The sequence below is a fragment of the Streptomyces sp. NPDC033845 genome, assembly GCF_055576225.1.
Map to the genome: position 1 here is coordinate 115,576 of NZ_JBVIRI010000005.1, position 23,909 is coordinate 139,484.

Sequence of the window (23,909 nt, forward strand, 5' to 3'; positions counted from 1 at the left end):
CCCACCCATGGGGACATTTGACAGGCTGTCCCGCAGCACGGGGGCGTGCGCGACAGCGGCCACCACCGCCGCCACGGGAGGGAACACACGACATGCTCGACCTGCAGAACACCACCGCACGCAACGGCCCGTCGGAGGCCACCGCACCGGCCGGCGACCCCCGCCTGCGCTGGAGCAGCACCGACGGACCCACCGCACCCACCCTCCGGTTCCGCCGCGACGGCATCCTCCCCACCATCGCCGCAGCCCTCTCCGTACGCGGCGAAACCCTCACCGGCACCGCGGGCAAGGGCGACCTGCCGCCCACCCTCCACCCGCTCGTCCAGGACTTCCTCGACACCCTCACCAGCAACCAGCGGGAACGCTTCACCGGCCGCTGCCCCGAAGCCACCCTGCTCTCCCGCCACCTCACCACCGTCGAGGGCAACCGCAGCCGCCGCGCCTCCCGCAAACCCCTCACCGCCGGCGAGGCCCGGCGCGCCCTCAAGCACTCCCGCATCACCGCCCGCCGCATCCGCGAGGACGGCGACCCCCTGCACGGCAGCTACGCACCCCCGTGTCGCTCCTGCGACGCACTCCTCGCCCACTTCGGCGTCCGCCCCGTCGACCTCACCACCCCCGAGAAGCCATGACCACCACCAGCGCCTCCTACGACCGCTCCTCGGCCACCCGCTTCCCGGCCCCGGTCGACACCGCCCTGCGCACCGCCGGCTGGCAGCCCGGCCGCTGGGACATCAAGCAGGCCGAGTACTGGGCCGACGCCCTCCGCGACCACACCACCCCGGCCGGCCACCAGCACACCGTCTTCCCGGCCGCCGTCGAGGCCTGGGCCGAGTTCGGCGGGCTCACCGTCACCGCCCCCGGACCCGGCCGCCAGATAGCGCCCGCCACCGTACGGATCGACCCCCTCACCGGGCTCCACCTCGCCCGGACCTTCGCCGACCTCGGCCGCGCCCTCTCCAGCCGACTCGCCCCGCTCGGCGTCGAATCCGACGGCACCGCCCATCTGGCCATCGACGCCGAAGGCCGCGTCTACTCCATCGACCACACCGGCGACTGGTACCTCGGCGCCACCCTCGACGAGGCCCTCACCCTCCTCCTCACCGGCCTCCAGCCCACCCGCCTCACCACCTGACGGCGGCGTACGGGGGGACCAGCCGGCCCGTACGGGGACCAGGGGACAGGGATCAGGCGGTGCGCGCGGGGTTCAGGCGGCCCGGCCGGGGAGTACCGCCGACACCCGCCAGCCGCCGGCCTCCGTCGGCCCCGACACGAACACCCCGCCCAGCGCCAGCACCCGCTCCCGCATCCCCACCAAGCCGTTCCCCCCGCTCGGCAGCCCGGCACCGCCGGTCTCCCCGTCGCACGGCCCGTTCTCCACCTGCATCGCGACCTCGCCGCCCCGGTACGCCAACCGCACGACGACCTTCGCCCCCACCGCGTGCTTGTGGCAGTTGGTCAACGCCTCCTGCACCACCCGGTAGGCCGTCTGCTCCACCTCCGCCGCGTACCCGCCGGCCATGCCGACCCCGTCGGGTCCGTCGGGTCCGTCTACCAGAAGCTCCACGACCATCCCGGCCGCCCGGGACTGCCCCACCAGCACCTCCAGCTCGGCCAGCGTCGGCCCCTCCTCCGGCGGCACCGCCGGATCCCCCGGCCCGGCCGGCACCACCGCGGCCACCACGGCCGCCCCCGAACGCACCGACACCGGCACCGAGGCCGCCGCCGGCACCGGCTTCTCCGGCGCCCGCAGCACCCCGAGCATCTCCCGCAGCTCCGTCAGCGCCTGCCGGCCCATGTCCCCCACCAGACCCGCGTTCCGCGCCGCCTTCTCCGGATCCTTCGGCGCCACCGCCTGCACCGCCGCCGCGTGCACCACCATCAACGACACCCGGTGCGCCACCACGTCGTGCATCTCCCGGGCGATCCGGGTCCGCTCCTCCTGCCGCGCCCACTCGGCCCGCTCCTCGGCCCGGTCGGCCAGCAGCGACAGTTCCCGCTCCAGCGAGTCCGCCCGCTCCTGCAGGCTCTCCATCAATCGGCGCCAGGCCCCCATGTACAGCCCGTAGAGCACCGGCGGGGCCGTCAACGCGATCGCGATGAACCCCGACAGCACCCACAGGGAGGTCCCGCTCGCCTCGATGTCCAACCGGGTCCGCACGTACATCACCGCGAACGTCGCCCCGAACGACAGCAGGGTCAGCAACCCGGTGATCCGGCGCGGCACCTCCGAGGCCGCCAGCGTGTACAGCCCCACCACGCCCAGCATGAACCCCATGGCGGCCGGCGACACCGCGATCCCCACCAGCACCACGGCGATCGGCCACCGGCGCCGCAGCACCAGCGAACTCCCCACCAGCGCCCCGAACAGCACCCCGACCGCTTCGGGCACCCCCGCCTCCCGGGCGAAGGAGACCCCCTCGAAACCACACTCGACGGCCGACACCGCCGCGAGCCCCACATCCAGCACGAGATCCCAGGGCTTCCCCCACCACATGGGCCCCGCGCGACCCTCGCCGCCTTGCTTTTCCCCCGTCATGGTCATACCGCCCAGCGTACGGGCGCGCCCCCGCACACACGCGAGCAGAATTCCCGCACACCCCCGGTAATCGCACATCCGACTGAAGCGGCACAACCCCAGGACGAACCGGAAGAACATCGGCGCCGACTATCGCGGCTGCCCGGCCGTGCGCGTCCTGCAAAGCGCCGATCCGTACCGTCGCATCGAGGGGGCGTGGTACGGCATAGTAGGGGCTGCCCCTAAAGCCGATCACCAGAATCGGGCATAGGCGACGAACCATCCCGGGTCGTCTAATGGCAGGACAAATGGTTTTGGTCCATTGAATGAGGGTTCGATTCCTTCCCCGGGAGCTTCGCAAAGCCGGGTCCTGACGTGACAGTCGGGACCCGGCCTCGTTTACGGGACTTAACGCCCCGGTATCCTTCACGGGTCCACCCCCTGAAGCCGAAGGGCATCCCCGTGAGCGCCAACCGCCCGGCAGCCGTCGTCGTACTCGCAGCGGGGGAGGGCACCCGCATGAAGTCGGCCACCCCCAAGGTCCTGCACGAGATCTGCGGGCGTTCGCTCGTGGGTCATGTCGTCGCCGCCTCCCGTGAGCTCGATCCCGAACACCTCGTCGTGGTCGTCGGCCACGCCCGCGAGCAGGTCGTCGCGCATCTCGGCGCGGTCGACGCCGGTGTGCGGACGGCCGTGCAGTACGAGCAGAACGGCACCGGCCACGCCGTCCGGATGGCTCTGGAGGAGCTCGGCGGGCAGGTCTCCGGGACCGTGGTCGTGGTCTGCGGGGACACTCCGCTGCTGACCGGGGACACCCTCGCGCAGCTGGTCGCCACCCATGGCGCGGACGGCAACGCCGTCACCGTGCTGACCGCCGAGGTGCCGGACTCCACCGGCTACGGCCGGATCGTGCGGGACAGCGAGTCCGGTGCGGTGAAGGCGATCGTGGAGCACAAGGACGCCTCGGACGCCCAGCGGGCGATCCGGGAGATCAACTCCGGGGTGTTCGCCTTCGACGGGACCCTGCTGGCCGAGGCGCTGGGGAAGGTCCGGACGGACAACAGCCAGGGCGAGGAGTACCTCACCGACGTGCTGGGGATCCTGCGCGAGGCCGGGCACCGGGTGGGGGCCGCCGTGGGCGGGGACCACCGGGAGATCCTGGGGATCAACAACCGGGTGCAGCTGGCGGCGGCCCGCGGTCTGCTGAACGCGCGCCTGCTGGAGCGGGCGATGCTCGCGGGCGTGACGGTGGTGGACCCGGGCAGCACGTTCGTGGACGTGACGGTCGGCTTCGGGCAGGACGCGGTGGTGCACCCGGGGACCCAGCTGCTGGGCGAGACGCGGATCGGCGAGGGTGCCGAGGTGGGTCCGAACACGCGGCTGAAGGACACCGTGGTGGGTGCCGGGGCGCGGGTGGACAACACGGTGGCGGACGGGGCGGTGGTCGGGGACGCGGCGACCGTGGGTCCGTTCGCGTATCTGCGGCCGGGCACCCGGCTGGGCGCGAAGGCGAAGGCCGGCACGTACGTGGAGATGAAGAACGCGACGATCGGCGAGGGCACGAAGGTGCCGCACCTGTCGTACGTGGGTGACGCGACGATCGGCGAGTACAGCAACATCGGCGCGGCCAGTGTGTTCGTGAACTACGACGGTGAGAACAAGCACCACACCACCGTCGGCTCGCATTGCAAGACGGGCTCGGACAACATGTTTGTGGCACCCGTCACCATCGGGGACGGCGCCTACACGGCCGCCGGGTCGGTCATCACCAAGGACGTTCCGGCGGGCGCGCTGGCCGTGGCCCGCGGCCAGCAGCGGAATATCGAGGGCTGGGTGGCCCGCAAGCGTCCGGGCAGTGCGGCCGCCCAGGCCGCCCAGTCGGCGGCCGACGGGGTCCCGGCCGAGAACTGACCGGAAACGGGTACGTCGGGGACGGCGTACCGTGGTAGGTGCACGCAATTCGGCTGGCTCACCGTGCGCGGGACGGACGCGCACGGGGGCGAGCAGCTTCCAACACGTCTGAGGAGACTGTGCTGTGACCGGGATCAAGACGACCGGCGAGAAGAAGCTGATGCTCTTCTCCGGCCGCGCCCACCCCGAGCTGGCCGAGGAGGTCGCGCACCAGCTCGGTGTCGAGCTCGTGCCGACCAAGGCTTTCGACTTCGCGAACGGTGAGATCTACGTCCGCTTCGAGGAATCGGCGCGCGGCGCGGACTGCTTCGTGATCCAGAGCCACACGGCTCCGATCAACAAGTGGGTGATGGAGCAGCTGATCATGATCGATGCGCTGAAGCGCGCGTCGGCGGCCTCCATCACGGTGATCGTGCCCTCGTACGGGTACGCGCGTCAGGACAAGAAGCACAAGGGCCGCGAGCCGATCTCGGCGCGGCTGGTGGCGGACCTGCTGAAGACGGCGGGTGCGGACCGGATCCTGACGGTGGACCTGCACACGGACCAGATCCAGGGCTTCTTCGACGGTCCGGTGGACCACCTGTCGGCGCTGCCGGTGCTGGCGGACTACGTGGGCGCGAAGGTGGACCGTACGAAGCTGACGATCGTGTCCCCGGACGCGGGCCGGGTGCGCGTGGCGGACCGCTGGTGCGACCGGCTGGACGCTCCGCTGGCGATCGTGCACAAGCGGCGCGACAAGGACGTGGCGAACCAGGTGACCGTCCACGAGGTGGTCGGTGAGGTCAAGGGCCGCGTGTGCGTGCTCGTGGACGACATGATCGACACCGGTGGCACGATCTGCGCGGCGGCCGAGGCGCTGTTCGCGCACGGTGCGGAGGACGTGATCGTGACGGCGACGCACGGCATCCTGTCGGGGCCGGCGGCGGACCGTCTGAAGAACTCGAAGGTGTCGGAGTTCGTGTTCACGAACACGCTGCCGGATCCCTCGGACCTGGAGCTGGACAAGATCACGGTGCTGTCGATCGCCCCGATGGTGGCGCGTGCGGTGCGTGAGGTCTTCGAGGACGGTTCGGTGACGAGCCTCTTCGAGGAGCAGCAGTAGGGCGATCGCTGATCGTTTTTGGGTGCGGCCTCCCGGCCGGGTAGACTCCTTGAGTTGCTCGGCGAGGGAGGCCGTACCTTTTCGGTACCGCCCTCCGTTATCGACGCGCTCTTCGTAGCAGGCCGTTCAGGCCGGGTGACCCTTCCGTTTTCCGTCACCCCATGAGGAGTGCGCATGTCTTCCGAGGTCAAGCTTTCCGCCGAGCTCCGTTCCAGCTTCGGCAAGGGTTCCGCCCGTCAGGCCCGTCGTGCGGCCCTGACCCCCGCGGTCATCTACGGCCACGGCCAGGACCCCAAGCACGTCAACGTCGAGGCCCACGGTCTGATGATGGCGCTGAAGACCCCGAACGTCCTGCTGTCGCTGGACATCAAGGACGGCGGCACCGAGCTGGTCCTGCCGAAGGCCGTCCAGCGCCACCCCCTGAAGCGCACCATCTCGCACGTCGACTTCCTGATCGTCAAGAAGGGCGAGAAGGTCACGGTCGAGGTTCCGGTCCACACCGAGGGTGAGCTGGCGGCGGGCAGCAACATGCTGGAGACCCTGCTGACGACCATCACCGTCGAGGCCGAGGCCACCCACCTGCCGGAGGCCGTGACCGTCTCCATCGCGGGCCTGGAGGCCGGTGCCACCGTCACCGCCGCCGACCTGGTCCTGCCGGCCGGCACCACGCTGGCCGTGGACGGCGAGACCCCCGTCCTTCAGGTCGTGGCCCCGCAGGCCGAGGAGCCGGCCGCCGAGGCCGCCGAGGGCACCGAGGCCTGAGTCACGTCCCGGGCCGCTTCACGGCCCGGTTCGCTTTGCTGATCGACCGCCGTTCGGCTCCACTGGAGCGGGACGGCGGTCGTTTCGTTTTCATCCGTGGTGGAGGAGTTCTTTCGATGGCTGACGATGCGGCGGCACCCTGGCTGGTAGTGGGGCTGGGGAATCCGGGCGGCGAGTACGCGGGGAACCGGCACAACATCGGTTTCATGGTGGCGGATCTGCTGGCCGGCCGGATGGGCGGCAGGTTCAAGGCGCACAAGGCGGCGCGGGCGCAGGTGCTGGAGGGCCGGATCGGTGCGCCGGGGCCGGCGAACCGGCGGGTGGTGCTGGTGAAGCCGATGTCGTTCATGAACCTGTCGGGCGGTCCGGTGACGGCGCTGCGGGACTTCTACAAGGTGCCGCTGGAGCGGGTGGTGGCGGTCCACGACGAGCTGGACATCGACTATCCGACGCTGCGGCTGAAGCTGGGCGGCGGGGACAACGGGCACAACGGCCTGAAGTCGATGACGAAGTCGATGGGAGCGGACTACCACCGGGTGCGGTGCGGGATCGGTCGTCCGCCGGGCCGGATGGAGGTGGCGGACTTCGTGCTGCGGGACTTCTCCTCGGCGGAGCGCAAGGAGCTGGACTGGTTCGTGGACCGGTCGGCGGACGCGGTGGAGTGCCTGGTGCAGGAGGGGCTGGAGCGCGCCCAGTCCACGTACAACTCCTGAGTACGGCCGACTCCCGAGTACGGCGGACTCCCGAGTACGGCGGAGCCCCCGCGCCCTTTCCGGGTGCGGGGGCTCCGTGCTGCGCGGGGGCGGGTCAGCCGGTGTTGCGGAGGCCGGCGGCGACTCCGTTGACGGTGAGGAGCAGGGCCCGGGCGAGCAGCGGGTCGGGTTCCTCGCCGGCGGCCGCGGCGGCCCGCTGGCGGGCCAGCAGGGAGACCTGGAGGTAGGAGATGGGGTCCAGGTAGGCGTCGCGGACGGAGAAGGTCTGCTGGAGGACGGGGTTGGAGTCGAGGAGGCGTTCGCCGCCGGTGATGGCGAGGACCTCGCGGACGGTGAGCTCGTGCTCGGCCTCGATCTGCGCGAAGACGTGCTTGAGGTTCTCGGGGACGAGGGTGTCGACGTAGTGGCGGGCGATCCGCAGGTCGGTCTTGGCCAGGGTCATCTCGACGTTGGACAGGAAGTTGCGGAAGAAGTGCCAGCGGTCGCCCATCTCGGCGAGGACCTCGTCCTGGCCGGCCTCGCGGAGGGCCTTGAGGCCGGAGCCGACCCCGTACCAGCCGGGGACGATCTGCCGGGACTGGGTCCAGCCGAAGACCCAGGGGATGGCGCGGAGGCCGTCGAGGCCGGCGCCGGAGTCGGGGCGGCGGGAGGGCCGGGAGCCGAGGTGCAGGTCGGCGAGCTGGTCGACGGGGGTGGCGGCGAAGAAGTAGGCGGGCAGGTCGGGGTCCTCGACGAGCCGGCGGTAGGCGCCGTGGGCGGCGTCGGAGACCACGTCCATGGCGGCGTCCCAGCGGGCCAGGTCGTCGTCGGACTGGCGGGGGGCGGTGTGCAGGGCGGAGGCCTGGAGGGTGGCCGCGACGGTCAGTTCCAGGTTCTCGCGGGCCAGCGAGGGGACGAGGTACTTGTCGGAGATGACCTCGCCCTGCTCGGTGACCTTGATCTCGCCTTCCAGGGTGCCCCAGGGCTGGGCGAGGATCGCGTCGTGGGAGGGGCCGCCGCCGCGGCCGACGGTGCCGCCGCGGCCGTGGAAGAGGCGCAGGCGTACGCCGTAGCGGTGGGCCACGTCGCGGAGCCGGCGCTGGGCGCGGTGGATCTCCCACTGGCTGGTGGTGATGCCGCCGAACTTGGAGGAGTCGGAGTAGCCGAGCATGACTTCCTGGACGTCGCCGCGGAGGGAGACCAGGCGCCGGTAGGAGGGGTCGGCGAGCATCTCGTCGAGGATGACGTCGGCGGCGCGGAGTTCGTCGGTGGTCTCCAGGAGCGGGACGATGCCGATCTTGGCGCAGCCGCCGTGGAGGTCGATGAGGCCGGCCTCGCGGGCGAGGACGGCGGCGGCGAAGACGTCGTCGGCGCCCTGGCACATCGAGATGATGTAGGACTCGATGACCTCGGGGCCGAACTTCTCGAAGGCGTCCTTGATGGTGCCGAAGACGCCGAGGGTCTTCTGGCCGGCCGCGTCCAGGGGAGCGGGGGTGGGGGCCAGCGGGCGGCGGGAGCGGAGTTCCTTGGCGAGGAGCTTCTGCCGGTAGTCGCGGGGCATGTCGGCGTAGCGCCAGGACTCCTCGCCGAGGCGGTCGAAGAGCTGGCCGAGGGCGTGGTGGTGGGCGTCGGCGTGTTCGCGGACGTCCATGGTGGCGAGCTGGAGGCCGAAGGCGGCGAGGGTGCGGATGGTGCGGTCCATGCGGCCGTCGGCGAAGAGGGCGCCGCGGTGCTCGCGCAGGGAGGTCTGGATCAGGGTGAGGTCGGTGAGGAGCTCGGCGGTGCCGAGGTAGTCGCGGCCGTCCTGGTGGGGGGTGCCCTTGGCGAGGCGCTTGCGGGTGTTGAGGAGCTTCTGCCGGATGCAGGTGGCCTTGAGGCGGTAGGGCTCCTCGGCGTTGAGGCGCTTGTAGCGGGGGCTGATCTCGGGGAGGCGGTCGAGGTCGGCCTGGAGGGAGGCGAGGAGTTCCTCGGTGGCTCCGGTGTAGCGGATGGAGTTGGAGAGGAGTCCGCGGAGGAAGTCGACGAGTTCGAGGGCGTCGGTGATGCCGTGCTCGTGCTGGAGGATCAGGACTTCGCGGGTGACCTCGGGGGTGACGTTGGGGTTGCCGTCGCGGTCGCCGCCGATCCAGGTGCCGAAGGTGAGGGGGCGGGTTCCGGCGGGCAGTTCGACGCCGACGCGCTGGAGTTCGGCGGCGAGGTCCTCCAGGACGTCGCCGACGGCTCCGGCGTGGAGTTCGTCGAGGTAGTAGATGGCGTTGCGGGCCTCGTCGGCGGGCTCGGGGCGGACGACGCGGAGTTCGTCGGTCTGCCAGACGAGGTCGATGTTCTCGGCGAGGCGGAGGTCGTGGCGGCGGCGGTCGCCGGCGCCGGTGACGGGCTCTTCGAGGAGTGCGGCGATCCGGCGGAGCTTGTTGAGGACGCTGCGGCGGGCGGCCTCGGTGGGGTGCGCGGTGAAGACGGGCCGGACGTTGAGGTTGCGGACCGTGTCGCGGAGGTGCTCGGGGTCGGCGTCCTTGAGCATGTCCGCGGTGCGGGCGAGGAGGCCGCCCTCGGCGGCGCGCAGGGCGCGGAGCTCGCGGCCGCGGTGCACCTGCTCGGTGACGTTGGCGAGGTGGAAGTAGGTGGAGAAGGCGCGGACCAGCTTGGCCGCGGTCTCCAGGTCGGTGTCCCCGAGGAGCTGGGCGGCGGCTTCGCCGTCGGTGCGGGTGAGGGCGCGGACCTGCTCGACGAGGTCGAGGAGCTCGTGCCCCTCCTGGCGGACCAGGGTCTCGCCGAGGAGGTCGCCGAGGCGGCGGATGTCCGCGCGCAGCTCTGCGTTCGCGTTGGGGGTGGTCTGGTCGGCACTGCTCACAGGTGCGGCTCCTTGCAGTGGTTCGAGCGCTACGGGGAGTGGGTCTCCCGGGTGCGCGCGGCTGGGCCGCTTCCTGTGCGCAGCTCGGGCTGCCCGTGCGGACCGCGCTGTCCGACGAGACCAGGATAGGTGCCGGGGCGCGGTGCCCGGTCAAGGGTCGCCGGTGGTGGCTCACCTTGTGAGACGGGTGGGGGGTGGCTCGTTTTGCTGCTCTTGCCGGGGGGCGCGGCTGCGCCATACTTACGTGGCCGTAGGTTACGCATCCGTAGCCCGTGTGCCACTCGACTCCCTCACCCTCAGGGGACGCCCATGACCCTCAGCCCCGATCTGATCGAAGAATCCCCGGAGGCGGCCGGCGGGCCGCTGCCGTCGGCGACGCTGGGGGGTGAGAGCAAGCGGTCGGTCGAGCAGGTCGCGCTGCTGGTGTTCATCGTCGTGCCGTTCGTGGCGGTGCTGGCGGCGGTTCCGCTGGCCTGGGGCTGGGGGGTGAGCTGGCTGGACCTCGGTCTGATGGTGTTCATGTACTTCCTGACCTGCCACGGGATCACGATGGGGTTCCACCGGTACTTCACGCACGGGTCCTTCAAGGCGAAGCGGCCGCTGCGGATCGCGCTGGCGATCGCGGGGTCGATGGCGGTGGAGGGTCCGCTGGTGCGCTGGGTGGCGGACCACCGCAAGCACCACAAGTACTCGGACCACGAGGGTGACCCGCATTCGCCGTGGCGGTTCGGCGAGACGGTGCCGGCGCTGGTGAAGGGCCTGTGGTGGGCGCACATCGGGTGGCTGTTCGACGAGGAGCAGACGGACCAGCAGAAGTACGCGCCCGATCTGATCAAGGACCGGGCGATCCGGCGGATCTCCCGGGACTTCGTGTTCTGGGCGATGCTGTCGCTGGCGATCCCGCCGCTGGTGGGCGGTCTGGTGACGATGTCGTGGTGGGGTGCGTTCACGGCGTTCTTCTGGGGTTCTCTGGTGCGGGTGGCGCTGCTGCACCATGTGACCTGGTCCATCAACTCGATCTGTCACGCGGTGGGCAAGCGGCCGTTCCGGTCGCGGGACCGTTCGGGGAACGTGTGGTGGCTGGCGGTGCTGTCGTGCGGGGAGTCCTGGCACAACCTGCACCACGCGGATCCGACCTCGGCGCGGCACGGGGTGCTGCGCGGGCAGGTGGATTCGAGTGCGCGGCTGATCCGCTGGTTCGAGGTGCTCGGCTGGGCGACCGATGTGCGCTGGCCGTCGGGTGCCCGGATCGAAGCCCGGCGCCGGGAGAAGAGCGCGAACCCGGCATGATGGGTGATGTGGCGATCGACGGCAGCAGTTCCAGCAGTGACAAGCCCCGGCGCGGTCGCCGGGTCCGGATGACCGGTGCCGAGCGGCGCCAGCAGCTGCTGGACATCGGCCGGGCCCTGTTCGCCGAGAAGGGTTTCGAGGGCACCTCGGTGGAGGAGATCGCGGCGAAGGCCGGGGTGTCCAAGCCGGTGGTGTACGAGCACTTCGGCGGCAAGGAGGGGCTGTACGCGGTCGTCGTGGACCGGGAGATGCGGCAGCTGCTGGACGGGGTGACGGGGGCGCTGACGGCGGGGCATCCCCGGGAGCTGCTGGAGCAGGCGGCGTTCGCGCTGCTGGACTACATCGAGAACTACACGGACGGTTTCCGGATCCTGGTGCGGGATTCGCCGGTGGCCCAGTCGACGGGCACGTTCGCTTCGCTGATCAGTGATATCGCCACGCAGGTGGAGGACATCCTGGGGCTGGAGTTCAAGGCCCGGGGGTTCGATCCGAAGCTGGCCCCGCTGTACGCGCAGGCGCTGGTGGGGATGGTGGCGCTGACGGGTCAGTGGTGGCTGGAGACGCGTCGGCCGAAGAAGGCCGAGGTGGCGGCGCATCTGGTGAACCTGGCCTGGCACGGGCTGGACGGGCTGGAGGCGAAGCCCCGGCTGATGGGGCACCGCAAGAGCTGACGCTCCAGCTCCTCAAAGGTTGTACAGGCAACATGTTTGCACTCGTTCACCCCCGGACTAGGCTGCGGTCATACGCTCGTCTGGGGGACCCCTTTGTCTGCTTCGCGCTTGTCTGCTTCGCGCCTTCCGCGTTCCGTCCGTTCCGCTGCCCGTGCCGCCCTCGTCGCGGCCGTCGGGGTCTGCCTGTGCGCCGTGCCGGTGACGGCCTCGGCGGCCGGTCCGGGCCCGGACGCGCGCAGACCCGCGGTGGACCTGCCCGCGCCGGAGCTCTCGCTGGGGCTGTCGGCACCGGCCGGCGCCCGGGCCAAGGGCGCGTTCGCGGCGGCGGTGGCGGCGAAGCCGCGGCTGGACCTGGACGGGGACGGGCTGTCGGACCTGATCGTCCGCGATGTGGCCGGTGACTCCTTCTCGCTGCTGAGCGCGGGCGGGTCGCAGGGGGTGGAGTTCCTGGTGCCCGACTTCGGGCGGGAGGCCCCGCGCGACATCGTCGGGCTGGGGAACGTCCGCGGCGGGGCCCTCCCGGAGGTGCTCCTGTGGTCGGCCGACGGCCGGCTGGCGCTGCACGAGGCCGGTCCGGAGGGCACCGGGCCGGCGAGCTGGTCCGGGCGGGGATGGCAGATCTACAACAAGCTGACGGCGGCCGGGGACCTCACCCGGGACGGCCGTCCCGACCTGCTCGCCCGCACCCCCTCCGGGGACCTGTACCTGTATCCGGCGACCGGGGCCGCCACCGGCGAGCCCTTCGCGGCCCGGATCAAGGTCGGCGGCGGCTGGGGGATCTACGACCAGATCGTCGGCACCGGCGACCTGGACGCCGACGGCATCGGCGACCTGCTGGCCCGGAAGCCGGACGGCAACCTGTACTCCTACCAGGGCACCGGGACGGCCGCCGCGCCGTTCAAGGCGGCCACCCTGGTCGGCGGCGGCTGGAACGCCTACAACAAGATCGTGGGCCTGGACGACCGCAACGGCGACGGCCGGGGCGACCTCCTCGCGGTCGCGGAGAACGGCGACCACTACTCGTACGCCTCGCTGGGCGGTGGCAAGTTCACCGCCCGCAAGCTGGACGGCACCGGCTGGACCACCCAGCAGCTGATCGTCAACTCGGGCACCACCCCGGTGTACGGCAAGCACGGCGCGATCATGGTCGACGGCGCGGGCAACACCCGGCAGAAGATCAACCTCACCAACGGGCGGTTCCTGGCCCCCGCCGCCGGTGCCGACAAGGGCTTCCGGTGGGGCGGCGGCGAGCTGGTGAACGCCACCGCGCTGGACTCGGCGGACTGGGGCTCCCCGCTCGCCTGGAACCGTGCGGCGGGCACCCTGGACAGCGTCGCGCTGGAGGTCCCGGTGGCGGGCGACTACGCGAGCACCGACCTGATCCTGGGCCCCGGCGACCTGACCGGCAACGGCCAGGGCGACCTGCTGCTCCGCGACACCGCGGGCGTCCTGTGGCTGCGGGCCGGCAACGGCTCCGGCAACTGGTTCGGGGCCCCCACCAAGGTCGGACCCGGCTGGGGCGGCTACACCACCATCGCCGGCGGCGGGGACCTCACCGGGGACGGGCTCGCCGACATCGTGGCGGCCGGCCCCGACGGCAAGCTCTACCTCTACCGCGGCACCGGCAGCGGCACCGCCCCGTTCGGCGCCCGCGAGCTCGTCGGCACCGGCTGGAACGCCTACACCGCCCTGGTCGCCCCCGGGGACCTCAACGGCGACGGCCGCGCCGACCTGGTCGCCCGGGACGCCACCGGCACCGTCTACCTGTTCCGCGCCACCGGGGGCACCGGTACCAAGGCCTTCGCCGCCCGCACCTACGCGGACAAGGGCTGGAACGTCCACGTGCAGGTCGACTAGTCATCGATTAGTCGACAAGGCCGCCGGCCTCCCGCGCCGGGACGGACGGGCGCGGGAAAGGTTGTACGGGCATCCCCTTCTGAGTTGTCGGACCCCCCGGATATGGTGAGATCACTTACCCGGGGGGGAATGTCCGACGCTCCGTGCCGCCTGCTGCGGCGCGTGCCAGCAGTCAGGGACTTCCACCCGGTTTCACCTGCAACTCAGGGGGAACCCCTTTGTCTTCCTCGCGTTCCCGGCGCCTGGGCCGTATCGCGGCCTGCACCGCGCTGGCCCTCTCGGCGGGCACCCTGCTGTCCGCCGCTCCCGCTTCCGCCGCCCCGCAGGACCAGGACCGCCCCACCGGCGCCTCCTCGCGTCCCGCGGGCCCCTCGCTCCAGGGCCTGCCCGAGCTGCACGCCCCGGCCGGCGCCCCCGGCAAGTCCTCCTTCGCCCTCAAGAAGGCGAAGCCGCGTCTGGACGCGGACGGCGACGGCACCAGCGACTTCCTCTACCGCACCCCGTGGGGCACCGCGGGCTTCCTCGGCAGCAAGGGCGGGACCTCCGGCCCGTTCACCGTCCACGGCGAGGCCGACGAGCTCGCCAGGGACCTGGTCGGCATCGGCAACATCCGCGGCGGCTCCGGCCCCGAGGTCCTCCAGTGGTACCGGGACGGCCGGCTGTCGCTGAACGGCGCCACCCGCACCGGCACCCAGGCCCCGACCTGGACCGGCACCGGCTGGCAGATCTACAACAAGCTGATCGCCGCCGGGGACCTCACCAAGGACGGCCGCCCCGACCTCCTCGCCCGCACCCCCTCCGGCGACCTGTACCTGTACAAGTCAACCGGCTCCGCCTCCGGCAACCCCTTCGCCGGCCGGGTGAAGGTCGGCAGCGGCTGGGGCGTCTACGACCAGATCGTCGGCGCCAACGACCTCGACGGGGACGGCAACGCCGACCTCGTGGCGAAGTCCACCGACGGCAAGCTCTACCACTACCGGGGCACCGGCAGCGGCTCCGCCCCCTTCAAGGGGCGCACCCTGGTCGGCGGCGGCTGGAACGCCTACAACAAGATCGTCGGCGGCGACGACATCGACGGCGACGGCCGCGGCGACCTGTGGGCCATCACCCCCTCGGGCACCCTGTTCGGCTACATCAGCAAGGGCAAAGGCGACGGCGCCTTCCACGGGCGGATCAGCGCCGCGGACGGCTGGACCGACACCGACCTGATCGTCAACTCCGGTGTCACCCCGGTCTACGGCAAGCACGGCGTGAACGCCGTGGAGGCCGACGGGGACGTCTGGGACTACGCCAACCTCACCAACGGCCGCTTCGAGGGCGCACCCCTCCCCGCGTTCGAGGACAAGCTGCCGGCCGGCGTGAAGCTGGTCAGCGCCGCCTCGGTGAGCCGCTACAACTGGACCACCAGCTACGGCTGGAAGGGGTCCACGCTGACCCACGTGCTGTCCGGCATCGCGGTCAAGGGCAGCTTCACCGGCAACCTGGTGGTCGGCCCCGGCGACCTCAACGGCGACGGCCGCGGCGACCTGCTGACCCGCGACTCCGGCGGCACCCTGTGGCTGCGCACCGGCACCGCCGACATCACCGTGTTCAACAACCCGGTCAAGGTCGGCAGCGGCTGGGGCTCGTACAAGTCCCTCGTCGGCGGCGGGGACATCTCCGGCGACGGCCGTGCCGACCTCGTCGCCGCGGGCACCGACGGCAAGCTGTACCTCTACAAGGGCACCGGCAACGCCGCCGCCCCGTTCGGCGCCCGGACGCTCATCGGCAGCGGCTGGAACATGTACAACGCCCTGGCCGCCCCCGGCGACCTCAACGGCGACGGCCGCGCGGACCTGATCGCCCGCGACTCGGCCGGCGGCATGTGGCTCTACAAGGCCACCGGCAACGGCGGCACCGGCACCTTCACCGCCCGCGCCTACCTGGACAAGGGCTGGAACAAGTACACCCAGATCGGCTGAGCCCCGGCCCGGCCCACGACGCGCCCCGCCCCCGGTACCCCCGGCGGCGGGGCGCCGTCGTGTCAGCCCTCCTTGCGGGCGATCGCGAAGATCCGCCGGAACGGGAAGACGGTGCCGCGCGGGCCTGGCGGATAGGCCTCCCGCAGCAGGTCCCGGTATTCGAGGAGGAAGGCGTCCACCGCCGCCCGGTCCTCGCCCAGGGCGGTGAGGACCGGCCGGAGCGCCGTGCCCTTGACCCATTCGAGGACCGGGTCGGGGCCGGACAGCAGCTGGTGGTAGGTGGTGTCCCAGACGTCGGTCTCGCAGCCGAGCTCGGTGAGGCGCGCCAGGTACTCGCCGGGTTCCCGGATGTGGATGTAGCGGGCGCCGTGGCCGGCCAGCCGGTTGCGCCAGTGGGGCGCGTCGCAGAGCTCGGCGAGCAGGGCGTGGCTGGGCGCGGTGAAGTTCCCGGGGACCTGGAAGGCGAAGCTGCCGCCGGGGCGCAGGGCGTTGATCCAGGTGGCGAAGGAGCCGGGGTGGCCGGGGACCCACTGGAGGGCGGCGTTGGAGACGATCAGGTCGTGGGGTTCGGTGGGGACCCAGGTGGCGAGGTCGGCGCGGTGGAAGTCGAGGGTGCCGCCGCCGGGGGTGGGGCCGGCGTGTTCGCGGTCGGCGCGGTGGAGCATCTCCGGGGAGAGGTCGTAGCCGGAGATGCGGGCGTCGGGCCAGCGGTCGGCGAGCAGGATGGTGACGTTGCCCGGGCCGCAGCCGAGGTCGGCGATGCGGGCGGGCCGGGTGGGCAGCTCGGGTATCCGGGCGAGCAGGTCGAGGAACGGCCTGGTGCGATGGCTGGTGTGGTGCAGGTATTGCTGGGGGTCCCAGGTCGGCGGAGGGGACGCGATGGGGTTGGTGGGGTTGTTGTGGCTGGTGGGGGTGTCGGTAACGGTGGGACGTGGACCAGGTGCGATGTCGGAATGCATGTTCGAGCCTTCCTGCCGGCAGCACGGTGGGGAACGGAAGCTGCTCCGGCCCCCTCCATGCCCCATGGTCACGCGAAATATATCTTGACGTCAAGAGACTTCATGTCGACAGACCCCTTACAATGATCGGCATGGAGGACGAGGTCGACCGACTGGTCGCGGCATGGCGGCGGGAACGCCCTGACCTCGACGTGGAACCGCTCGAAGTGCTCAGCCGGGTGTCCCGGCTCGCCCGGCACCTCGACCGGGCCCGCCGCATCGCGTTCTCCGAGCACGGGCTGGAGCCCTGGGAGTTCGACGTGCTCACCTCGCTGCGCCGCGCCGGGGCCCCGTACCAGCTCTCCCCCGGCCAGCTGCTGACCCAGACCCTGGTCACCTCGGGCACCATGACCAACCGGATCGACCGGCTGGCCAAGAAGGGCCTGGTGGAACGGCTGCCGGACCCCAACGACCGGCGCGGGGTCCTGGTCCGGCTCACCCCCGAGGGCCGGGAGGCCGCCGATCAGGCCCTGGCCGGGCTGCTGGCCCAGGAGCGGGCCATCCTGGCCCAGCTCTCCGGCGCCCAGCGCGGGGACCTGGCCGCCCTGCTACGCCGGCTGACCGCTCCGTTCGACAACATCCCCGGCTAGCGGATGCCCCGGCGCCAGATCCGCCGGGCGCACCCCGGCCCGGCGGGCCAGCGCGACCGCCGCCAGGGTGGAGTGCACCCCCAGCTTGCCCAGCACGTTCTGCATGTGGGTGCGGACGGTGTGCGGGGACAGGAACAGCCGGGCCGCCACGTCCTTGCGGCCCAGACCGGCCACCATGCAGCGGAGCACCTCGTGCTCCCGCGGGGTCAGTGACTCCACCAGCCGCTCGCTGTCGGTGCGGTGCTTGCGCGCCGCCGTCAGCTCCCGCAGCACCCCGGTGAGCAGGGCCGGAGGCAGATGGGTCTCCTCCCGGAGCACCCCCCGGACCACCGCGAGCAGCCGGGACAGCGAGCAGTCCTTCGCCACCCAGCCGGTGGCCCCGGCCTGGAGGGCCAGCGCGGCCCGGCGCGGTTCGTCGCGCTCGGCGAGCACCACCGTGCGGACCCCCGGATGCAGCGTGCGCACCCCGGCGACCAGAGCGATCCCGTCGGCCGGGGTGCCCGGCGGGGCGGCCGTTCCCGGCGGCGGGCCGGTCCCCGGCTCGCGCTGGGACGGCAGGACGCCCGCCCCGGGGGCCGCGCCCAGGTCGGCGTCGACCAGCAGGACGTCGAACCGCCGGCCCTCGGCCGCGCCCCGTTCCAGCGCGCGCAGCGCGGCGGGACCGCTGCCGGCAGCGGACACGTCCACGTCCGGCTCGGCCGCCAGCGCGGCGGCGAGGGACTCGGCGAAGATGCGGTGATCGTCCACCACGAGAACCCGGATACGCACCACAGACACCCCCATGGGTCGGGGAACGGACGGCGTCGGGTACGACGGCCGGGACCCGGTGGTCCGCAGCCGGCGCGGCCGCCGCCGCAACACCAGTGCATTACCCCGGACCGGCCGTCGTACCCGACGTGTCTCGACCCCTGAATCAACACCGGCCCCCACCGGTGTCACGCATCAGCGTAGGGGCGCGGACAGCCCGTGGTTGGCCGAATAGCAGAAGTTTTCCTTGCCCTTTTCCGGCGCGGGGGCCTTCTGAGCGGTTTTCGGTGGCTTGAAACAGTCCGCCCGGGGGTCCGGAAGGGAACGTACGGCCCGGAGGGTGCCCGGAGAGTGCCCCGGGCAGTTGCACGGGGGGCATTTCACGCAGCGCGTGCGCGCCAGGCGCCCGCGCGAAAGGCGTGGGACCGGCGCACGCGCCGTACCGTGCGCCCGCCCCGCTCCCCCGCCTCCGGTCCGGCTCAGCCCTGACCGGTCTCGGCATGCCGGCGTCGGGCGAACTGCCAGGCGTCCGCGACGATCGCGGCCAGCTCCGGCCGGCGCGGAGTCCAGCCGAGCCGCTCCTCGGCCGTCCGGGCCGAGGCCACCAGCACGGCCGGGTCGCCGGCCCGGCGGGGCGCCAGGGTCTCCGGGATCTCCCGGCCGGTCACCTTCCGGACGGTCTCGACCACCTCGCGGACCGAGAACCCGCTGCCGTTGCCCAGGTTGCAGACCAGGTGCGCGCCGGGGGCCGCCGCGTCCAGGGCCAGCAGATGGGCCTCGGCCAGGTCGGCCACATGGATGTAGTCGCGGACGCAGGTGCCGTCCGGGGTCGGGTAGTCCTCGCCGAACACCGAGACGGCGGGGCGCTCCCCCAGCGCCACCTGGAGGACCAGCGGGACCAGATGGCTCTCCGGCCGGTGCCGCTCGCCGAACTCCCCGTACGCCCCGGCCACGTTGAAGTAGCGGAGCGAGACGGCGGCCAGGCCGTGTGCCGCGCACTCCCCGGCGATCATGTGGTCCACGGCCAGCTTGGTGGCCCCGTACGGGTTGGTGGGCGCGGTGGGCGCGGACTCCGGGATCGGGCCGGCGGCCGGTTCCCCGTAGACGGCGGCGGTGGAGGAGAAGACCAGCCGGCGGACCCCGGCGCCGCGCATCGCGGCCAGCAGCGCCATGCTGCCGCCGACGTTGTTCTCCCAGTACTTGGCCGGGTCGGCCACCGATTCGCCGACCTGGGAGGAGGCGGCGAAGTGCAGCACGCCCGTGTAGGAGGAGTCCAGGTGCCGGGCGGCCTCCTGGACGTCGTCCTCGATGAGGTCCGCCCCGGCCGGGACGCCCTCGCGGAAGCCGGTGGAGAGGTTGTCGAGGACGGTGACCCGGTGGCCCGCCTCCAGGAGGTGGGCGGCCACCACACTGCCCACGTATCCGGCGCCGCCGGTGACCAGGTACTTGCTCACGTGTGGCTCACTCCCGCAGTCCCGACACCGCGCGCGGCCGCGCGGTCTGTCGCGCACTGGCATACCCGATCCCGGCGGCCCGGCGGAAATCGGGGTTCGGCCGGGCGGGTCACCGGGGACGGCGGGGCTCAGAGGGGCGGCAGGGCCGCCGCCCGGTCCAGCAGCCCGGTCCGCGCGGCCAGCGCGGCCGCCTCCAGCCGGGAGCCCACGCCCAGTTTCATCAGCACCCGCTGGACATGGGTGCGGGCGGTGCTCGGGGCGATGGCCATCCCGGCCGCGATCAGCCGGGTGTCCTCCCCCTCCGCCACCCTGACCAGGACCTCCACCTCGCGCGGGGTGAGCATCCGCAGCAGCCGGCCGGCCTCGTCGTCGGGCTGTGCCGCGGGGTTGAGGAGCTCGGCGAAGGCTCCCTGGAGCAGTTGCGGGGAGACCGCGGCCTCCCCCGCCCGGGCCTTGGCCAGGGCCCGTTCCACCCCTTCGATCCGCTCGTCCTGCCGGACGTAGCCGGAGGCTCCGGCGGCGAAGGCGGCGGCGATCCCGCGCGGGCTCGGCACCGGCCCCAGCACCACCACGGCGATCTGCGGGCGCTCCCGTTTGATCCGCACCACCGGTTCGAACACCCCGGGTTCGGCCGGGTTGGCGGTGCCGAGGAGGCAGACCTCGGGGGCGCGGCTGATGACCAGTTCGGCGGCGCCCGCGGCCGGGGCCGCCGCGGCCAGCACCCGGTGCCCGCGCAGTTTCAGGGCGGAGGCGAGCGCCTCGGCCAGCAGCCGGTGCTCGTCGACCACCATCACCCGTACGCCCATGTCCCGGGAAGCTACACGCTTGTTCGAGGGCGCGTCCGGCTTACCGCGCAGAAGCCCCCGGAAGGGCTGACCTTCCGGGGGCTTCGGCCTGAACCGCTCTGTCGGCGGCCGGGTCAGTGCGTGGTGAAGGAGACGAACAGGTAGTCCTTCTCGTACGCCGAGGTGCTGGAGCTGATGATGTCGTCGGCGATGAACAGCCGGCCGTCCCCGTAACGGAACTCGGACTCCGGGAGGAAGCTGGTCTCCGCCCGCTGGGTGGTCTTGTCGTCCGGGTTGACCATCAGCACGGTCTGCTTCATCGTCTTGCCGTCGATGGAGACCACCTGGCCGCCCTTGTCGTAGGGAGGCCGCTTGTAGGCGATGATGTTCGACCCGTCCATGCGCAGCGGGAACATGGTGTAGCGCTCGCCCGCGTCGGCCCGGTCGCTGGTCTGCTTGCCGGTGGTGAGGTCGAAGGAGAGGATCTCGTTGGTCCGCGGGCCGCCCTCGTTGCTCGTGCCCGCGTGCTCGATGGACGGCAGGTAGAGCTTGCCGTTGCCGACCACGATCTTGTGGCACTTCTCCACGTTGGTGGAGTTGCACTTGGGGTCGTAGTTGCCCGAGGTGAGCGAGATCTTGGTCTTCAGCCCGCCGGACGTGTCGACCACGAAGATGTCGCTGACGCCGGTGGCGTTGGGGGCGCTGCGGTTCACGTTGGCCGCGACCACCAGCGGATCGGTGGAGACGATCTGCGCCCACTCGATGCCCGGGGACATCTTGTACGAGTACTTGGGCGAGCCCGTGACCGGGTCGAGGACCTGGGCCTGCAGGGACTGGGAGCCGATGGCCCCGCACTTGCGGAGGACCGCCAGGCCCTTCTCGCCGCCCGCGTAGCCCATGTCGTAGCAGCGGTCGGCGTCCTCCTTGGGGGTCCAGAGCTTCTTGCCGTCGGCCAGGTTCCAGGCGGCGCCGCCGTAGAGGCCGCCGGCCGCGACGGTGTTGCCGCTGACGGTGACCTCGTTGAAGGCGATGGCCTCGTCCCCGCCGGTGGCGGACTTGGTCTCGGCGGACCAGAGCAGCTTGCCGGCCTTCAGGTCGACGACCCCCACCTTGGTGCACTTGGGGTACTTCTTCTCGGCCGTCGGCAGGAAGTTCTGGAAGAGGACGGCCGTCTTGTCGTCCGAGAGGTGCCGGCTGGCGGCGCAGACGTGGGCGGGCAGGTCGACCGTCCACTTGGTGCTGCCGGAGTCCAGGTCGTATCCGACGACCTTGGCGATGTCGGACTTGGCGTACACCGAGTCGGTGAGCCAGGAGCCGTAGGTGCCGATGGTGTTGTAGCCGCCGTCGGGGTCCTTGGGGACCTTGGGCTGCTCCAGGTTGACCAGGGTCTTGGCGGTGGTGTTGCCGGTGGGCTTCTCGTCGCCGCCGGTGCCGGTGTCGCCGCCCTTGTCCTCGCCGGGGCTCTGGGAGCCCTGGGCGACCGGCTGCTTGCCGGGCTCGTCCTTGCCGTCCCCGTCGTCGGAGACGGCGAGGAAGCCGCCGGTCACGATCAGGGCGATGGCCACGACGGCCGCGACGACGATCAGCAGCTGGTTGCGCTTGTCGTTGGTGCGGGCGCCGCCGGTCATGACCGCCGTGGCGGGCTGCGGGGGCTGTGCGGGCTGCGGGTGGCCGTAGCCGGTGCCGGCCGGCGGGGTCTGGCCGTAGCCGGCGCCCTGCGGGGCGTTCTGCGGGTAGCCGTAGCCGGGGGCGGCGGCGGGCGGGGCCTGCGGGTAGCCGTAGCCGGGGTCGCCGGCCGGCTGTCCGTAGCCGGGCTGCTGCGGGGGCACCGGCGGCGGGGCGCCGAAGCCGCCGGACCGCGGGTCCTGGGGGGCGCCGAAGCCGCCCGCCGGGGGCTGGCCCGGGGGCGGGCCGGGCGGGACGGGGGGCTGGCCGGGCGGAGTCGGGGGCTGGCTCGGCGGGGGTGGGGGCGGGGTGCTCATCGGGTGTTCCACTGCCTCTCGTCGTTCACTTGCCGAAGACCATCAGGAATTTCTCCGGACCCTCGCTCCGGCCGCTCAGGCGGGTGGCGGAGAGGAAGAGCCGGCCGTCGGCGTAGTCGATCTGCGGGTTGAAGAAACCGCGTTCGACCGGTGCGGCCGTGCCCGAGGGGTTCCGGAGGAGGGTGTCGGGCTTGCCGCCGCCGACCGGGTAGGAGACCACCTGGCCGCCCTGCTCGAAGCCGGGTTCCAGATAGGCGACCAGTCGGCCGTTCTCGGTGCCCAGCGGGATCGCGGTGCGGCCCTCGCCGGCCGCGGCCCGCCATTTGACCTTGCCGGTGGCCAGGTTGAAGGCCACCACTTCGTTGGAGTCGCCCTCGGTGGGCAGGTAGGCGGTGTCGGTGGCGCGGTCCACCACCACACCGGTGCAGGCCTGCGGGCCGGCGAAGATGGAGAGCCCGCAGCGGGCGGTGAAGCTGCCCTTGCCGGTGAGCTGGCTGCGCAGCCGTCCGTCGGATCCGACGACCGCGATGGCCCGCTCCTTGGTCGCCTTCTTGGTGGCGTCGACCACCAGCGGATCGGTGGAGTAGACCCGGCTGACCTCCCAGCCCTTGCTGAGCCGGTAGGTCCAGCGGGGCTTGCCGGTGGCCGGGTCCAGGCCCTGGAGCTCCTGGACCTGGTCCGCGCAGCCGGCGATGGCGACCATCTTGGCGCCGCCCGCGATGGAGTCGGGCTTGCAGCCGGTCGCCGGGGGGCCGAACAGCTTCTCCCCGGTGCTCACCTTGAAGGCGCTGGCCTGCCCCATGCGGCTGACGGCGACGGTGTCCCCGGTGATGGCGAGGCTGAGCGAGGTCATGATGTCGAAGAGGCCCTCCTTGGGAACCTCCTTGGTCCAGCCCGCCTTGCCGGTCTTCAGGTCGACCAGGCGCAGCTGGTTGCAGTCCGCGCTGGAGGAGTCGCCGTTCTTGACGGCGACGACCGTCTTGCCGTCGGCGGTGGTCTGCCCGGTGGCGGCGCAGATCACGGACGGGAACTCCACGTTCCAGCGCTGCTTGCCGTCGGCCGCGCCGTAGCCGGTGACGGACTTGTAGAGGGCCTTGACCACGGTGTCGCCGACGATCCACTGGGCGGGTGCCTCGGCGCCGTTGCCGGGCAGTTCCACGGAGTTGGTCTTCAGCCAGAGGACCTTGTCCTCGCCCGGCTTGCGGTCGGCGTTGAGGTCCTCGTCCTCCCCGGTGTCCCGGCCCGGGCCACTGCCGTCCCCGTCGTCCACCGGGACGGAGGGCGAGGGGCTGCCGGCCGGCTTGCCGTCCGTGGCGGGGCTCTGGCCGGGCTGGGCGGTGGTCTTGCCGTCCTTCGCGTCGTCACCGCCGGCGAGCAGGAAGTAGCCGCCGGTGCCCAGGACCAGCACCCCGGCGACCGCGGCGGCGACCAGGACGAGTCCCTTGCGCCGGCCGGGGGCGGTGCCGTGCGGGCCCAGCGGGGGGCCGGGCGGCATCGGGGGCGGCGGCGGGTAGCCGTAGCCCGGCTGCGGCGGCTGCTGCGCGTACTGCGGCGGCTGTCCCGGCTGCGAGGGCCCCGGCTGCGCGTACGGGTTGGGGCCCGGCTGGGGCTGACCGTACCCCTGGGGCGGCGGACCGGGCAGGTGCCCGTAACCCTCGGGGACAGGCGGCGGGTTCGTCATCAGCGCATACCTTCGGCGTGAGGGAGTCGTGGGGGGATGACCTTTCTACCACCCGGC

General features: G+C 72.2%; 19 protein-coding genes and 1 tRNA gene. 12 read left to right on the forward strand and 8 right to left on the reverse strand.

The annotated features are described in order from the left end of the window. The first annotated feature begins 92 nt into the window (after window positions 1-92). Together ACZ50K_RS12820 and ACZ50K_RS12825 are read left to right on the forward strand one after the other, a co-directional pair. Window positions 93-632 carry a YwqJ-related putative deaminase gene (locus ACZ50K_RS12820; protein ID WP_468901442.1) on the forward strand — a complete coding sequence of 180 codons (540 nt, stop codon included), beginning with the start codon at window positions 93-95 and terminating at the stop codon, window positions 630-632. Further along, complete coding sequence (locus tag ACZ50K_RS12825; RefSeq protein WP_468901444.1) at window positions 629-1,135, forward strand: SUKH-3 domain-containing protein; 507 nt, start codon at window positions 629-631, stop codon at window positions 1,133-1,135. The genes ACZ50K_RS12820 and ACZ50K_RS12825 overlap by 4 nt, the downstream gene beginning before the upstream one ends. Window positions 1,136-1,207: 72 nt before the next feature. Here ACZ50K_RS12825 and ACZ50K_RS12830 read toward each other — a convergent pair whose 3' ends face one another. Beyond that, window positions 1,208-2,545: a sensor histidine kinase gene (locus ACZ50K_RS12830; protein WP_468901447.1), complete on the reverse strand. Its 1,338-nt coding sequence runs from the start codon at window positions 2,543-2,545 to the stop codon at window positions 1,208-1,210. Window positions 2,546-2,800: 255 nt separating this feature from the next. On the opposite strand from ACZ50K_RS12830, the gene ACZ50K_RS12835 reads away from it, so the two are divergent. From ACZ50K_RS12835 to pth, 5 genes are all read left to right on the forward strand, one after another. Then, a tRNA-Gln gene (locus ACZ50K_RS12835) sits at window positions 2,801-2,871 on the forward strand. A 109-nt stretch (window positions 2,872-2,980) separates the two neighbouring features. Next, window positions 2,981-4,429 carry a bifunctional UDP-N-acetylglucosamine diphosphorylase/glucosamine-1-phosphate N-acetyltransferase GlmU gene (glmU, locus tag ACZ50K_RS12840; RefSeq protein ID WP_468901450.1) on the forward strand — a complete coding sequence of 483 codons (1,449 nt, stop codon included), beginning with the start codon at window positions 2,981-2,983 and terminating at the stop codon, window positions 4,427-4,429. Between the two features lie 124 nt (window positions 4,430-4,553). Further along, window positions 4,554-5,531 carry a ribose-phosphate diphosphokinase gene (locus ACZ50K_RS12845; protein WP_468901453.1) on the forward strand — a complete coding sequence of 326 codons (978 nt, stop codon included), beginning with the start codon at window positions 4,554-4,556 and terminating at the stop codon, window positions 5,529-5,531. A 174-nt stretch (window positions 5,532-5,705) separates the two neighbouring features. Next, the gene (locus ACZ50K_RS12850) at window positions 5,706-6,293 is read left to right on the forward strand and encodes a 50S ribosomal protein L25/general stress protein Ctc (protein ID WP_468901456.1); all 588 of its coding nucleotides are present in this window, start codon (window positions 5,706-5,708) and stop codon (window positions 6,291-6,293) included. Between the two features lie 116 nt (window positions 6,294-6,409). After that, window positions 6,410-7,006: an aminoacyl-tRNA hydrolase gene (gene pth / locus ACZ50K_RS12855; RefSeq protein WP_468901459.1), complete on the forward strand. Its 597-nt coding sequence runs from the start codon at window positions 6,410-6,412 to the stop codon at window positions 7,004-7,006. 94 nt (window positions 7,007-7,100) lie between these two features. On the opposite strand, the gene ppc is transcribed toward pth, so the two are convergent. After that, window positions 7,101-9,836 carry a phosphoenolpyruvate carboxylase gene (gene ppc / locus ACZ50K_RS12860; RefSeq protein ID WP_468901462.1) on the reverse strand — a complete coding sequence of 912 codons (2,736 nt, stop codon included), beginning with the start codon at window positions 9,834-9,836 and terminating at the stop codon, window positions 7,101-7,103. Between the two features lie 309 nt (window positions 9,837-10,145). Here ppc and ACZ50K_RS12865 point away from each other — a divergent pair, with 309 nt between their 5' ends. The 4 genes from ACZ50K_RS12865 to ACZ50K_RS12880 all read left to right on the forward strand — a co-directional run bounded on the left by ACZ50K_RS12865 (window position 10,146) and on the right by ACZ50K_RS12880 (window position 15,615). Continuing rightward, a complete protein-coding gene (locus ACZ50K_RS12865) occupies window positions 10,146-11,126 on the forward strand; it encodes an acyl-CoA desaturase (protein WP_468901464.1) in 981 nt (326 codons plus the stop codon). Beyond that, complete coding sequence (locus tag ACZ50K_RS12870) at window positions 11,123-11,797, forward strand: TetR family transcriptional regulator (protein ID WP_468901467.1); 675 nt, start codon at window positions 11,123-11,125, stop codon at window positions 11,795-11,797. The genes ACZ50K_RS12865 and ACZ50K_RS12870 overlap by 4 nt, the downstream gene beginning before the upstream one ends. Before the next feature lie 108 nt (window positions 11,798-11,905). Continuing rightward, window positions 11,906-13,654, forward strand: coding sequence for an FG-GAP repeat domain-containing protein (locus ACZ50K_RS12875; RefSeq protein WP_468901470.1), 1,749 nt, complete (start codon window positions 11,906-11,908; stop codon window positions 13,652-13,654). Window positions 13,655-13,872: 218 nt separating this feature from the next. After that, window positions 13,873-15,615: an FG-GAP repeat domain-containing protein gene (locus tag ACZ50K_RS12880; protein WP_468901473.1), complete on the forward strand. Its 1,743-nt coding sequence runs from the start codon at window positions 13,873-13,875 to the stop codon at window positions 15,613-15,615. A 62-nt stretch (window positions 15,616-15,677) separates the two neighbouring features. Here ACZ50K_RS12880 and ACZ50K_RS12885 read toward each other — a convergent pair whose 3' ends face one another. Further along, window positions 15,678-16,574 carry a trans-aconitate 2-methyltransferase gene (locus tag ACZ50K_RS12885; RefSeq protein WP_468901475.1) on the reverse strand — a complete coding sequence of 299 codons (897 nt, stop codon included), beginning with the start codon at window positions 16,572-16,574 and terminating at the stop codon, window positions 15,678-15,680. 131 nt (window positions 16,575-16,705) lie between these two features. On the opposite strand from ACZ50K_RS12885, the gene ACZ50K_RS12890 reads away from it, so the two are divergent. Then, the gene (locus ACZ50K_RS12890) at window positions 16,706-17,203 is read left to right on the forward strand and encodes a MarR family winged helix-turn-helix transcriptional regulator (protein ID WP_468901478.1); all 498 of its coding nucleotides are present in this window, start codon (window positions 16,706-16,708) and stop codon (window positions 17,201-17,203) included. Here ACZ50K_RS12890 and ACZ50K_RS12895 read toward each other — a convergent pair. From ACZ50K_RS12895 to ACZ50K_RS12915, 5 genes are all read right to left on the reverse strand, one after another. Beyond that, complete coding sequence (locus ACZ50K_RS12895; RefSeq protein ID WP_468901480.1) at window positions 17,162-17,986, reverse strand: LuxR C-terminal-related transcriptional regulator; 825 nt, start codon at window positions 17,984-17,986, stop codon at window positions 17,162-17,164. The two genes, ACZ50K_RS12890 and ACZ50K_RS12895, sit on opposite strands and share 42 nt — an antisense overlap. 443 nt (window positions 17,987-18,429) lie before the next feature. Then, on the reverse strand, window positions 18,430-19,404 hold the full coding sequence (gene galE / locus ACZ50K_RS12900) for a UDP-glucose 4-epimerase GalE (RefSeq protein ID WP_468901483.1): 975 nt from the start codon (window positions 19,402-19,404) through the stop codon (window positions 18,430-18,432). 128 nt (window positions 19,405-19,532) lie between these two features. Beyond that, a complete protein-coding gene (locus tag ACZ50K_RS12905) occupies window positions 19,533-20,210 on the reverse strand; it encodes a helix-turn-helix transcriptional regulator (protein ID WP_468901486.1) in 678 nt (225 codons plus the stop codon). A gap of 113 nt (window positions 20,211-20,323) precedes the next feature. Further along, window positions 20,324-22,171, reverse strand: coding sequence for an outer membrane protein assembly factor BamB family protein (locus ACZ50K_RS12910; protein ID WP_468901488.1), 1,848 nt, complete (start codon window positions 22,169-22,171; stop codon window positions 20,324-20,326). Between the two features lie 25 nt (window positions 22,172-22,196). Next, complete coding sequence (locus ACZ50K_RS12915) at window positions 22,197-23,852, reverse strand: outer membrane protein assembly factor BamB family protein (RefSeq protein WP_468901491.1); 1,656 nt, start codon at window positions 23,850-23,852, stop codon at window positions 22,197-22,199. Window positions 23,853-23,909 lie beyond the last annotated feature (57 nt).